Source organism: Rhodopirellula sp. J20-39 (genome assembly GCF_057365095.1).
Genome location: NZ_CP195123.1, coordinates 482,564 through 496,245, shown reverse-complemented (window position 1 = coordinate 496,245; position 13,682 = coordinate 482,564). Strand labels below are relative to the sequence as shown.

General features: G+C 54.6%; 12 protein-coding genes. 9 read left to right on the top strand and 3 right to left on the bottom strand.

All coding sequences use genetic code 11. The features are described from left to right. Window positions 1-98 precede the first annotated feature (98 nt). Entirely contained in the window at window positions 99-1,451 is a 1,353-nt protein-coding gene (locus ACR3ZL_RS01675; protein WP_473649616.1) for a PQQ-binding-like beta-propeller repeat protein, read from the bottom strand. Window positions 1,452-1,575: 124 nt separating this feature from the next. Here ACR3ZL_RS01675 and ACR3ZL_RS01670 point away from each other — a divergent pair, with 124 nt between their 5' ends. After that, window positions 1,576-2,172, top strand: coding sequence for a SixA phosphatase family protein (locus ACR3ZL_RS01670; RefSeq protein ID WP_473649617.1), 597 nt, complete (start codon window positions 1,576-1,578; stop codon window positions 2,170-2,172). Between the two features lie 9 nt (window positions 2,173-2,181). Further along, entirely contained in the window at window positions 2,182-3,411 is a 1,230-nt protein-coding gene (locus tag ACR3ZL_RS01665; protein WP_473649618.1) for a metallophosphoesterase, read from the top strand. A 14-nt stretch (window positions 3,412-3,425) separates the two neighbouring features. Here ACR3ZL_RS01665 and hemG read toward each other — a convergent pair whose 3' ends face one another. After that, on the bottom strand, window positions 3,426-4,952 hold the full coding sequence (hemG, locus tag ACR3ZL_RS01660; RefSeq protein ID WP_473649619.1) for a protoporphyrinogen oxidase: 1,527 nt from the start codon (window positions 4,950-4,952) through the stop codon (window positions 3,426-3,428). Further along, entirely contained in the window at window positions 4,949-6,382 is a 1,434-nt protein-coding gene (locus ACR3ZL_RS01655; RefSeq protein WP_473649620.1) for a hypothetical protein, read from the bottom strand. Before ACR3ZL_RS01655 ends, hemG begins: the two co-directional genes overlap by 4 nt. Window positions 6,383-6,624: 242 nt before the next feature. Here ACR3ZL_RS01655 and ACR3ZL_RS01650 point away from each other — a divergent pair, with 242 nt between their 5' ends. The 7 genes from ACR3ZL_RS01650 (at window position 6,625) to ACR3ZL_RS01620 (ending at window position 13,595) form a co-directional block, all read left to right on the top strand. Beyond that, a complete protein-coding gene (locus ACR3ZL_RS01650; RefSeq protein WP_486173164.1) occupies window positions 6,625-7,686 on the top strand; it encodes a ferredoxin--NADP reductase in 1,062 nt (353 codons plus the stop codon). A 45-nt stretch (window positions 7,687-7,731) separates the two neighbouring features. Beyond that, window positions 7,732-9,045, top strand: a complete 1,314-nt coding sequence (locus ACR3ZL_RS01645) for a glucose-1-phosphate adenylyltransferase (RefSeq protein ID WP_473649622.1) — start codon at window positions 7,732-7,734, stop codon at window positions 9,043-9,045. Window positions 9,046-9,625: 580 nt separating this feature from the next. Beyond that, window positions 9,626-10,579, top strand: coding sequence for a TRAP transporter substrate-binding protein (locus ACR3ZL_RS01640; protein WP_473649623.1), 954 nt, complete (start codon window positions 9,626-9,628; stop codon window positions 10,577-10,579). Continuing rightward, on the top strand, window positions 10,579-11,106 hold the full coding sequence (locus ACR3ZL_RS01635) for a TRAP transporter small permease (RefSeq protein ID WP_473649624.1): 528 nt from the start codon (window positions 10,579-10,581) through the stop codon (window positions 11,104-11,106). The genes ACR3ZL_RS01640 and ACR3ZL_RS01635 overlap by 1 nt, the downstream gene beginning before the upstream one ends. Further along, a complete protein-coding gene (locus ACR3ZL_RS01630) occupies window positions 11,106-12,536 on the top strand; it encodes a TRAP transporter large permease (protein ID WP_473649625.1) in 1,431 nt (476 codons plus the stop codon). The genes ACR3ZL_RS01635 and ACR3ZL_RS01630 overlap by 1 nt, the downstream gene beginning before the upstream one ends. Window positions 12,537-12,633: 97 nt before the next feature. After that, window positions 12,634-13,086, top strand: coding sequence for a TFIIB-type zinc ribbon-containing protein (locus ACR3ZL_RS01625; protein WP_473649626.1), 453 nt, complete (start codon window positions 12,634-12,636; stop codon window positions 13,084-13,086). A gap of 158 nt (window positions 13,087-13,244) precedes the next feature. Next, on the top strand, window positions 13,245-13,595 hold the full coding sequence (locus tag ACR3ZL_RS01620; protein WP_473649627.1) for an ArsR/SmtB family transcription factor: 351 nt from the start codon (window positions 13,245-13,247) through the stop codon (window positions 13,593-13,595). Window positions 13,596-13,682 lie beyond the last annotated feature (87 nt).

Below are 13,682 nucleotides of genomic sequence, written 5' to 3'. Positions count from 1 at the left end.
CAGGCTGGTGTCGCTTCGGTGCAATTACAGATGATACCGCTTCCCAGCTAGAGACCGTGTCTAGCCGGAATCATTTCACGACGGCCCAGTCGTGAAAACTAGTTCTGGCGTTTGAGGCTGACGGCAATGATTTCTTTGTCATTGCGGATGAACGCGGTTTGATCGGCATAGGCCGGATGACTCCAAACGACGTCCCGTCCGAACGCTTCACTGGTTGGTTCAACAGCATGAAAGCGACCGAGTTCTTTGTAACCTTGGCGGGTTAATCTCGCCATCAGCAAATCGCCCATTTCATTGAACAAAAGATAACGATCTGTATCGCCAATCCGCGTCAGAAACGCGGTGCCATGTTTGACGAAACGCTTTTCTTCAGGGCGAGTCGCTTGAAAGGTCGTCCAGATCCGGTCGCCTGTTTTCGCATCCACCGCAATCAGGTTTCCTTCATTGCAATCCGTTCCATAGACAATCCCATCGACGAACATCGGAGTGCTGTTTGCACTGAAGACCGACGTGCCACGCTCGCCTCGCCAAAGTTCACTTACCGAGGTGGAATTGTCGTCCATCTTCAGCATGACCGATTCGGTACGAATGCCTGATACGTACAACAGATTCTCATCTCGCATCGGACGGGCGATGGACATTTCAAACGCTGGCGAGATTTCAACATTCCAATATGACTCGCCGTTTTCAGGATTCAGCGAATCAACACCAAAGGGGTGATAAACAAGCAATTGTCGCTTGCCAGCTGCTTCGATGATTGACGGTGGGCAATATCCCGCCGGCGTATCCAGCTTCTTCCAACGCACCTCGCCGGTTCGTTTGTCAAATGCGACAATGCCTTGCCCATCACCGCCTACCATCGTGTAGAGCAATTCACCATCGACCAAGGGGTGCGAAGCAAAACCCCAAATCGGAACCGTTGCATTGAAATCGTCCTTCAACGACTTGCTCCAAACCACGTCACCAGTATCGGTCTTTAAGCACTTCAAGTTACCTTCGCTACCCAACGAAAAGACAAGATCACCGTCGACCGTAGGTGTGCAGCGTGGACCGGCGGGATACGACACACTGTAAGGACATTCGTATTGATGAATCCATAATTGCTTGCCGGTTTGCTGGTCCAAGCACAACAAGCGTTCTTTACCAGACAAATTGGCTCGCTTGCCCGGATCGTTGAAAGCTTCACCGGACTGTTTCACGTAATCAAAAACGAAGACCTTGCCATCGGCTACCGCAGGCCCTGCGTAACCGCCGGCAATGGGTGCTCGCCAAAGTACCGGCAGGCCCGAACCGGGAATTTCTTCGATGATCGATTCATCTAGATAGACACCCTCACGCTCGCTCCCCATCCAAGCGGGCCAATCTTCAGCCGACGCCACGGTCGGAACCAAAATGACGCTAGCGATTGTCGCGAATCGCCAGCCAAGAAAACGACTAATCAGAGAAGACATTTGGGTTCCTACAAAAGACGAGTGAAACGGATGGGCGTGACGCTCAAACGCTGGGGTGGTTACTATAGCGGCTTTGCCAACGTTGCAACGATCTCGCTGACATTCTTATCTTCAGGCAAACTTCATGAATCGCAGTAACGCGACGGACGATTCCCCCGCCCCAGCGCCCTCAAACGCCGCTCCACGCGGTGGCCAACGTCGGCTGATTTTGATGCGTCACGCCAAGAGTGACTGGTCAGGGCCGGAGCTTTCAGATCATGATCGTCCGCTCAACCAACGGGGGCAACGAGACGCACCTGAAATGGCGCAATGGCTTTCCGAGCAGGGATACCGCCCCGATCTGATCCTTTGCTCGTCGGCGACCCGCACTCAACAGACCGCAGATCTAATGCTCCAACAGTGGACCAGCCCGCCGCGAATCGCAATTTGCCCACCGCTTTATCTGGCGTCCCCGAATACTATCTTTGAAACTCTCCATACGGAAACCCTAGTCGCCGACGATGATCCTTCACCCGGCCCCGCCACAATACTAGTGCTAGCCCACAATCCTGGAATCAGCGAAGCGGCCGGTTGGCTGTGTGGCCAGATGGCCGCGTTGCCGACGGCGGCGTTGGCGATCTTTCGTTGCCAAATTGAAAGCTGGAGCGATTCATTAGACCCAAAACTGGCCAAGATGATCGCCGTAATGAAGCCTAAAGCTCTTCCTCAGCGAGATAGCTGAGTGTTCACCATGCTTTCGAGTTTTCCCGTTATCTCAGCCAGTCAAGCAGTCCCCGCGGAACTTGCGTGGGGCGTTATCGCGTTCTTCGTGCTAGCTCACTTCGGTTTGCACTTGGCCGCCTACAACCGTCTGAATTCGTTGGGTTGGAAACGCCGAACCATTAAGCGAACTGAAAAGATCTTGTTCGTGGAAATGTGGATCTCGCTATTTTTGATCTCCATGGTCGCATACCAACCACTGCAAGAATTACTGACCGGTAACGGACATTGGTATCACCTCCCTATCATGCTGCGAGTCTATGGTGCCGCGTGCTTGGTCGCCGGAGGAATCTTGGGTGTCTTGTGGCTGACGTGGCGTCCCATCTTCGGCGTGCAGCAAGCGACGGTCATCCGACGCGTGCAAACGGAGCAAGCCGATGCGGCGGCGATGCAGAGATATTCGCGAACAGACAAATCTCGATTGGCGAGCCGACTTCCAGGAAATCAAATGTTCGACTTGGCGATCGAACACGTTGAGATTCCACTCAAAGACTTATCACCGTCGCTGGATGGATACCGGATCGCCCACCTATCAGACATCCATCTCACCGGTCACGTGAATCCCAGCTACATCGAAAATGTGATTGAACACGCCAACCGATTCGACAGTGATACGATGGCGTTGACCGGTGACATCGTTGATGTCCAAGAGTGTGTCGATTGGCTTCCCGATTTGTTCGGACCGGCGACGGCGCGGGACGGGCGATTCTTCATCCTTGGCAATCACGACACCCGCGTAGCCGATCCAAACCAAGTCCGTCAGTCAATGGAATCGGTCGGCTGGACGGATGTCGGCGGCCGTTGCCAATTGGCATCTTGCCGGGATGCGGAGATCTTAATCATAGGCAACGAATACCCTTGGTTTGGACGTCCAACCGAGTCAGATATTGAACAGGAAGCGATGCAGTGCGAATCGCCTAATTGCCTGCAAGTCTGCTTGAGCCACAGTCCTGATCAATTTGACTGGGCTCGCCAGCACTACGTCGACTTGATGCTTTGCGGACACACTCACGGAGGCCAGGGCCGGTTGCCAATCGCTGGGCCAATCTTGAGCCCTAGTTGGCATGGAAGCCGATGGGCGTCGGGCGACTTTTATCGTGCCCCCACAACCATGCATGTGTCTCGAGGACTGGGTGGCGTTCATCTGTTGCGTCTGCGATGTCGTCCCGAGCTATCACTGATCACGTTGCGTTGTCAGTAGGCCGATGCAGCATGTCAGGCGTCTGAGACCTTCGCAAGGATCGCCTGGGCGGTACGCTGGGCGGAAGCAATGACCGGCGCGATTCCAACACCGCCGATTGCGTTGGTTTGCAACCAGACGCCAGGGATGCGTTTCATCGCCGACTGAATTTGGTCCACCTTATCTAAATGGCCAACTTCGTATTGCGGCATTGCGTTGGTCCACCGCACGACTTTGGTAAAAGCTGCATACGAACGCACATCATCATTCGTATCGAGACCAATCAACTCGCCAAGTTCACCGGCGACTCGTTGAATGATCTGATCATCGTCACGCTTTAGAATTTCCGGCTGCAAGACGCCCCCCACAAACGCCCGAACAATGACGTGATCATCGGGCGCCCGCTGGGCAAACTTTTCGCTGGCAAAACTGCCCGCTAACACCACGCGGTTCTCTTTCGGCGGCACCACAAACCCGAACGTCTTGGGCAATCGCGAAACTCGACTGCGTGGCACGCCCATCACCACGATCGCGGTGGACGCATACGGGATGCTACGCAACACCGAAGCCGCCGAGGTGATTGCCGCGGATTGTTCTTCTTGCTGATCGCTGGCTGGTTGATCGCTGGCTGGCGTTACACCCGGCTGTGCATTAAGCGATTTCAGAATCCGGGTTGAGACCCGCGCCGGCGTGGCTAGCACGACGTGATCAAACACTTGATCGGAACAAGACAATTGGAATCGTCCGTCATCGATTCGCTGCATCGATTCCACGGCGTGTTCGGTATGAATCCGTTCGCTTCCCAAACCATCACGAAGAGCCTGAATCATTCCGATCATGCCGCCGGGAAACGCTCGAAACTGTTCATAGCGAGCTCCGCTGCTGCCTTGTTCAGTGGAATCCTGGCCGCTGCGGATGCGACGAAGTGTTGCCCGAGCGAGCGAGCCGTCGGTAGACTCCATGTCCCAGATAGGCTTCATCGTCGCCGCCATACTCAGCCGGTCGACATCCGCTGTGTAGATTCCTGCCACCAAAGGCGCGACGATGTTGTCCAGGCATTCCTTGCCAAGTCGTCGCCGCACAAAAGAACCCACGCTCTCGTCCGCAAGTTCTGCTTCGCGTGGACGTACAAAACGCTCTTTCAGCAAGCGAAGCTTTCCACCCCAAGAAAGCAACGGCGTGGTCATCATGGAACCCAATTTCGTTGCTCGCATTAACACAAAGCCTTCGGGAATCCGAATCAGCCCGTTGGCTCGAGCGATCATCGCTCCTCGCCCTTCGAGCTTGGGACGCAAAAGTTCATCAGCAACGCCGAGCCGACGACATAGATCAATGGCGGCCGGTGGGTTGGTGGTGAACATGTCCGCGCCATGGTCCACCGTAAAAGTACCAGCTTGGGTATCGATGGTCTCGGTGTGAATGACACCGCCCAATCGATCGGATGCTTCAAAGAGACTGATCTCTGGGGCGTTCGGCAATTCCGCACTTAGCAGCCGCAGATGACAGCCCACGGCCAAGCCCGATAGCCCTCCACCGACGATCGCGATCCTTGTTTGATTCATGGACGAAGCATATCGAACCAACTTGAAATCGGCGAGGCGAGCTCTTCCACTGCTTGATGAAAACTCAATTCGTCCTGGGCAGCCATCAACGGCTGAACCATTCGTCCGAGCGTTTCCACTAACAACAACCCGGTTCCGACCCGTTCACTCGTAATCACCGCTGGGTCGAACTTCTCCTTTACCGCCAACTCGCCCTCTTGCAATCTTGCACGAGGCTCCCGTCCACCAAATTCATCAAACTCGTCGAATTCTTCAAACTCTTGTCGCCCATAATCCGGATCGTCTTCCCTCGCATCATCGGATGGTGGTGCGGCGATCACCTGGCCACCGAGCCACTCGTTTAACGTCAGTGAACCGTCATCAAAGGCTTCCAACGCGGTCGTTTGTTCCTTCACCCAATCGGCGAACCCTTCCGCCATACTCTTTGGAACCCAGTAGCCATCCACCTTGGACATCGCCACAACGATTCGTGAAACCGAACCATCTTCGGACGAAACTTCCGCTTGAACGTGGCGTTCCGATTTGACCTCGGATTCGGGATCGATCACGGTCCAGTTTTTGTCGAAACTTGCAAATTGCCCGATCAGCCCAGCCAGATAGGGAGCCATCGCCACATCCCGGTTCTGCAACCACTGTCCAACCCCTTCGGACGCGATCACAGCAACGGAAGACTGCTTAGGCGGCAACCCCAAGCGGATCGCGCCGGCCGCGGGCAGAACTAATTTTTCATAGACCGTTCCGGCTTCACTGAGTGCTCGGCCGGTTTCGTCAGGCTCTCGCTCACCAGCAACCTCTCGGGTCATTCGCGGGTGCGAGAAAATCCAGTTTTGTCGACTGACCAGCAAATCCGCCACGCTGTGCAACTGCGTGAACGTGTTATTCCAATCGTTGGCATTCAACTTTTTCAAAAACAGCGAGCCCAATTGATTCAGGTCCCCGCGATAGCTCATCGGCAAACTGTCGTAGAGCACGACCGGGTGCCCGTTACGAAGTTGATCTTGGATATGTTGCAAAGCTTCGTCCGGCGACATGTCCGGCTGCGGCGGCACGTAAGCCTGGGCGGGTTCAGGAGTCGGTAGCGGATCCGGAGCGGGCGCGGCTTCGGCCTCAGCACGACGCTGAAGTTCAATCCGCAATTGGTCTCGAGCAGCCGCTAAGGTCGCTCCCAGTTTGCGAGCTTGAATGCGGCTGGTCGCGTTGAGGCTGTCCATCGGCACTTGGACTCGGCGACCACCGTGCATCAATAACACAACTTGATCCTCCCACAAACCCAACATCTTGGCTTCCACCGAACGGTTTCCCTGAAGACTGGTCCAGGTTTCACCGATGGCAGTGGAACACATGACTACCAACATGCCGATCGCTGCAAGCGATCGAATGCGACGCGCCCGATAAGGACCGGCTGAAAGACGCAACTGACAAGGAAGCATGAAAGTAACTCTTAGAAAATAGTTCAAAGGAATTCCGCATCGGACGTGCAGTGGTCTTTAGTCGCGGTCGTGGTTACCCGAAAAGGCTTTCAGTACCAACAGACAACCGCACGAGACCACGCACGCCAGGTTCCAGCGGTGCGTTCCTGGCCCGAGCCGGAACCCCACTGGGCGTATCGGTCCAGTATAGTAGGAGTCTCCTCGCTTCACCCAAGCCGATGAATCGCAAAAGGACGAAATCCGTGAGTCTTCCCCCACCCGAGCCCGATTCGACATTGAAGTCAGAGGCAAAGGACTCCTCCCTGGTTCCTGAATCTGCCCGACAAACCAACGCGACGCTCAAAGACGAAGCTCACCTGCTGCCCGATTCAAATGAATGCCAGCAATTACGCGACACGCTTTACAATGCGACCATCATCGATCGGATCGATACGACCGAAGATCTCGCTAAGTTTCGCATTCGGCCCGATAATCCCATCCCCGCGTTTGAGCCAGGACAGTATGTCGCAATCGGTTTGGGAAACTGGGAGCCTCGGCTGAAAGGGACTCAGCCTGAAGACGTTCCGGCTAAAAAGATCCGCAAGGTAGTCCGCCGGGCCTACTCTATCTCCTGTCCGATGCTGACCGACGAAGGCGACTTGGCACCCGTTGATCAGATCGACTATCTCGAGTTCTACATCACGCTAGTTCGCAGGGGTGCGACCGCGGTTAGCAAGCCACCCGCCCTGACGCCTCGTCTATTCGGCAAGCATGCTGGCGACCGGATCGTACTCGAACGCAAAATCACTGGTAAATACGTTCTGGGTCATTTCGAACCCGACGACACGATGCTGTTTTTGGGTACCGGCACCGGGGAAGCCCCCCATAACGCGATGGCCACCAAGCTACTATCGCTGGGCCATCGAGGACGGATTATTGTCGCGACCAGCATCCGATATCACCGCGACTCGGCTTACCAGCACCAGCATGAAATCTTGATGAAGCGGTTTCCGAATTACTTGTACTTACCGCTGACAACACGCGAGCCCGAAAACCTAGATGCCGCGCATCCGCAATACGTCGGAAAGCAATATTTGCAAACGATGTTCACCAGTGGCAAACTGGCCGAACTCGCCAAAGTTGACCTATCCCCGGCGAACACTCATGTATTCCTGTGCGGCAACCCAGACATGATCGGATACGTCCCTGTGGGCACCGCAACCCCCGAAAATCCTGGTATGCTACCGTTATTAAGACAAGCCGGTTTCCGTGACGATGTAACTGAACATCAAGCGGGTACCATTCGCTTTGAAAAATACTGGTAGCCGCCGATCCCGACACCGCATCTCCCCGCAACGGACAATTCCCGCATGAGCGTCAACAAACAAGAAACCAGCAGCACTGACCTGAGCAGCACTATCGCCCTGATCTTAGGCGGCGGACGCGGGACTCGGCTTTTTCCCCTGACCAAAATTCGTGCAAAACCAGCTGTCCCGTTGGCGGCCAAGTATCGGCTGATTGACATCCCGATCAGTAACTGCATCAACAGCGGTCTGAACAAGGCCTACGTCCTGACCCAGTTTCTGTCCGAAAGCTTGCACCGCCACCTGCGACAAACCTACACGTTCGATCACTTCAGTGGTGGCTTCGTCGAATTGCTCGCCGCTCAACAAACCGTCAACTCCGGCGAAGATTGGTACCAAGGCACCGCGGATGCCGTTCGCAAGAACCTGGTCCACTTGCGTGAAAGTTGGATCAAACACGTCTTGATTCTGTCGGGTGACCAACTGTACCGGATGGACTTCCGCGACATGATGCGGACCCACATCGAATCCGGCGCGGCCGCGACCATCGCCGGGATCCCAGTCACCCGCAAAGATGCGTCCGCCCTCGGGATCATGCAAGTCGATGAGTCCGGCCAAGTTCGCGGCTTTGTCGAAAAGCCACAAACCGAAGAAGAAATTGCTCCCGTCCGAATGGACCCCAGTTGGATTGACGCCCGTGGCATTCCTAGCCAGGGCCGCGACTTGTTGGCCAGTATGGGACTTTACATCTTCGATAAAGACCTGATGGTCGAACTGCTCGAAAACAGCCTACACAGCGACTTCGGCAAAGAGGTTTTCCCCGAAGCAATCAACACGCACAAAGTGCAACTGCACCTGTTCGATGGCTATTGGGAAGACATCGGAACGATTCGCAGCTTCTATGAAGCCAACCTTTCCCTGGCTGGCAAAAACCCACCGTTCGACATTCGCAACCGCAACTCACCGATCTACAGTCGGCCTCGCTTCTTGCCGCCCACCATTATGGGTGATAGCACCGTTAAAGGCAGCCTAATCGCCGACGGATGCAACATTGGTAACAACGTCACGATCGAAAACAGCGTCATTGGATTGCGCACCGTCATCGGCGATAACGTCACGATCAAAGACAGCGTGGTCATGGGTGCCGACTTTATCGAAACGCGCGGCACGCAGCGGGATGGACGACTGCCTCTGGGCGTTGGATCAGGCAGCTACATCAGCGGTGCGATCTTGGACAAGAACTGCCGCATCGGCACAAACGTGAAGATCACCAACTCAGCCGGCATTGACCACGAAGGCGAAGAGACCGATTTGCAGATTCGAGATGGCATCAGCATCGTCATCAAAGAAGGCCAAATTGCTGACGGCCACCAAAGCTAGGACTCTTGTCTATTCGGGACTTGCTCAGACGACGATTCCGAGGCGGTGACCGGCTCGGATGAGCGTCTGGCTAGCAAATGAAGTTTTGGCCTCCCACGCATAGCTTATCGCCAGCAAAATAGCGACATACGCGAGATAAGCTCCTTTTTGCGAATCAGTTCAACGGCTTCAAACAAAGCCACCGGAGCGTCTACATCGCTTCACGGTGGCCGGGTTCAACGTGAATTTCGTGTAGATTCTGAGCTAGACGTCCAAAATGCCTGCTGCGATGCCCTACTAAGATAGACGGCATTCTGATCCGATCCGGAACTCTCCGTTTTGGCGGTGGGGTGCGAAGGGGTGATGTTTTAATGGCCTCTCAACCGAGTCCATGCATCGCCAATTCGACGAACTGAACTAACTGGCGAAAAGGGTTCTCGCTGAACACCGAGTAGCTTTGGATATCGAGCGAACTTCAGCAGCCATGACCCCATTGGCAATCCACTCGTAAAGGAATAGTCCCGTTAACAAATCCGTTTCTATCTTCGCGGCGGGACTGCTGGCCGGTTGCTTGTTCGCTACCATCGCGTTTGCCCTGTTCGTGCGTTCGCAAAAAATGAGCCCACAAGGTGCCGGCGGCCAGGGCAATCATCGGCTGGTCCTTAAACTCGGTCACGGACTCGACACCGGTCACCCGGTCCATCAAGCCATGGAGCGAATGAAGGAACGTCTTGAAGAATTGTCCGGTAACACCGTCACGATCGATATCTATCCCAGTGCGGTATTAGGGTCCGAAACCCAGTGCATCGAACAGCTTCAAAATGGATCGCTGGCGATGACCAAAACGTCAGCGGCGGCGATGGAGAACTTCATTCCGTCAATGGCCGTTTTTAGCTATCCCTACGTCTTCCGCAACGACCAACACTACTGGTCGGTCATCGACGGTGACATCGGCAAGCAACTCCTGCAAGGCGGCGAAACCAAGTTCCTGCGGGGGCTTTGCTATTACGATGCGGGCAGCCGGCACTTTTACACCAAAAGCACTCCCATTCGAACACCCAGCGACTTAAAAGGTTTGAAGGTTCGGGTGATGAACAGCCCGACCGCGATCGAGATGGTTAAGGCGATGGGCGGCGCTCCCACGCCCATTGCTTGGGGTGAACTCTATTCGGCACTCGCCCAAGGCACCGTCGACGGGGCCGAAAACAACCTGCCTAGCTTTTCGACCAACAAGCACTACGAGGTCTGCAAGCACTTCACGCTCGACGGGCACACTCGTATCCCCGACATGTTGCTAATCAGCACAAAAGCCTGGGACCGTCTGGATACTCAAACGCAACAATGGGTGCAACAAGCGGCAACCGAGTCGTCGGTCTATCAGCGGGAGCTTTGGCAAACGATGACCGCCGAAGCTGCCGCCCAGGCGGAGAACGAAGGCGTGACGATTTACGAAGTCGATACCGAAGCTTTCGCAAGAATGGTCACCCCCATGCACGAAGCGGTTGAAAACGAGTCGGTCAATGATCTGCTGCAACAAATCGCGGAGATCAAGTGATGCGACAAGCTCTATCCAGGCTGAGATCCGTTTCAACGAAGTTGCTTGAGCTGACCTTGATCATCGCCGTTGCCTTGCTGGTACTGGATGTAGTTTGGGGCGTGTTCACTCGATATGCGATGGGCCAACAAGCCAACTGGACTGAAGAACTCGCTCGCTACTTACTTATCTGGGTATCGATGTTGGGCGGAGCGGTGGCGTTCGGGACCAAGGGGCATTTGGGCGTCGATTACTTTGTCGGCAAGTTCCATCCCGACGCAAGAAAGTTGATGGCTGTGCTCAGCGAGTTGATCGTGCTCTTTTTCGCAGGAGCTATCTTTCTGTACGGCGGCAGTTGCTTGGTCAGCGACACACTCGCCATGGAACAGATCACACCGGCCTTAGGCTGGAAGATGGGTTACATCTATCTAGCTTTACCCGTGTCAGGTTTTTTCATGGTCCTGTACACACTGGAAAACCTGGTTGAAACCATCACGACATCGAGCGCACCGACAAACGATTCACAAACCACCGAGGGACAAGATTGATGGGAACCATTGCCCTAATCCTGGTCGTGTGTTTTGTGCTGTTGTTGGTCATGGACGTACCAATCGCGGTTGCAATTGCCCTGTCCACATTCGTTGCCATCCTGGCCGATGGTACTGACCCGACTGTGGTGGTCGCTGCGAATATGGCCAACGGAGTCAACAGTTTTGCATTGCTCGCCATCCCGTTTTTCATTTTGTCGGGTCACCTCATGGGTCGCGGAGGGATGGCCAGTCGACTGATTGACTTTGCGGCCACTTTGGTTGGGTTCCTGCCCGGCGGCCTCGCTTACGTCAACACACTGACATGCATGTTGTTCGGATCAATCTCTGGCTCAGCAGCTGCAGCGGTCTCGTCGGTCGGTGGCTTCATGATCCCGGAGATGAATCGCAAAGGATACAACCGCGAATTCAATGTCGCCGTGACGACCACCGCGGCGACAACCGGCCTGTTGATCCCGCCAAGCAACATCATGATCGTGTACTCGGTCGCGGCGGGATCGGTCTCAATCGCCGCCATGTTCATGGCAGGCGTATTGCCGGGCTTGATCACCGGCCTATTCATCATGCTCGTGTGCGGTGCGTTCGCAGTGCGAAACAACTACCCCCGCGAACCGCGATCGTCGCTGCTGGAAATTCTCGTCAGCTTCAAACGAGCGTTCTTAAGCTTGTTCTTGATCGTGATCGTGATTGGCGGCATTTTGTCAGGCGTCTTCACGGCGACCGAAGCGGCTGCGATCGCAGTGGTCTATGCCTTATTGCTTTCGGTAGTGGTTTATCGCGAAATCAAGCTATCCGATATGCCCGAACTGCTTTTGCAAACTGGGATCACGACCGCGATTGTGATGCTGTTAATCGGCGCCAGTTCAGGCATGAGCTGGATCATGACGATGGCCAACATCCCACAAACCGTCAGCGCCGCTCTATTAGGACTATCCGACAACCCGATCGTCATTCTGCTAACGATCAATGTGCTGTTGCTTTGCGTGGGCACGTTTATGGACATGACGCCCGCTGTGCTTATCTTCACCCCCATCTTTTTGCCGGTGGTGGAAAAGCTAGGCATGCATCCGGTTCATTTCGGCATCATGATGATCGCCAACCTCTGCATAGGCCTTTGCACGCCGCCGGTAGGAACGTGTTTGTTTATTGGGTGCGGTGTTGGCAAAACGACCATCGCGAAGGTTACCAAGACGATGCTACCGTTTTTTGGTTCGATGATCGTTGCATTGCTTATTATCACCTACATTCCCTCAACATCGCTGTGGTTGCCAGTGACGACCCAGCAGCTAAAAGCGGCGGATGTTGAGAAATCCACGTTCATGCGAGGCGAACCGGCCACCGATTCAACGCAGGCTGCAAAAGTCACTCCACCAAACGCATCGACTCATATGAAACCTTTGTCGAAAACCACAGAAGCGACCATGCGTTGAATCGCATCAACGCTTGTGACAGGCTTTCCCGCTTGGCCTCCGAGGGGTATCTTCGTACTGCCGTCCATTCTTTATCTCCGACCAAAGGAAATGACCGATGAAGTGCCCACGTGATGGATCAACACTGGTCAACGAAAAGTACGAAGACACCGTAACGGTTGATCGCTGCCCAACGTGTTCGGGGATTTGGCTGGACGCGGGTGAGCTGAAGTCGATCCAAGAGATTTCCGAGCGAGACTACACACTTGAACTCGGACGTGTTGATACGGTTTCCGAAGCTTACGAGATGGCCCGACAAGAAATGCAGCGGGACATCAGTTGCCCGAAATGCAGCGAGCCGCTCGAGTCCAGAGAGTACGCTTATTGCTCTCAAATCATGGTCGATCGATGCACCCATTGTGCCGGTGTTTGGCTCGACCAAGGCGAACTTGCAGCGTTAGAGAGATTCTTCGAAACGGCCCAGAAGGAACAGCGGGATCTCGAACGAGAAGCCGAACAAGGCAATGTCCTGATGGGATTTTTCGCCAGCCTTTGGAACAAGATTTCCTAGTTAGACACCCATCCCCATTGAGATATCTTCCCGCGTGCGGATGCGGATGTGCACGATGGATGAACACTTCGTTCGCCCGAATACCCCAAGTAAGCAACACACCTTGACACATCGTGATCTCACGATATAAAAATGAGTCAACTTATTTGGAGAGACTGATGGCGAAAAAATCCGGCCCCAAGAAACGCGATTCAAAAGCCACAATTCCCGACAAGCCACGGGGAAGTGTGCATGACTTTGCTGACGCAGCGGAGTGCTTGAAGACGCTGGCTCATCCTGTTCGGCTGCGAATCGTTCAAATGCTGCTGCATGGACGATACACCGTGGGAGAACTCGCCGCCGATTGCGAGATTCCCGACAACGTCGGGTCCGAGCATTTACGACTGCTGCAACGATGCGGTTTTCTCAATAGCGAACGAGAAGGACGCCGCGTTTACTACACCATCGCTGAACCGCATCTCGAAAGCCTGATGGCTTGCGTTGAGTCTCGGTTCCTACCGCCGAAATAGACACAGCAAAGTTTCGGCGACGAATCGACCGAACCCAATCGCCCCAAACCCGGCGATCGATCTGTCTCAACGGAACGAGAAAAAAGA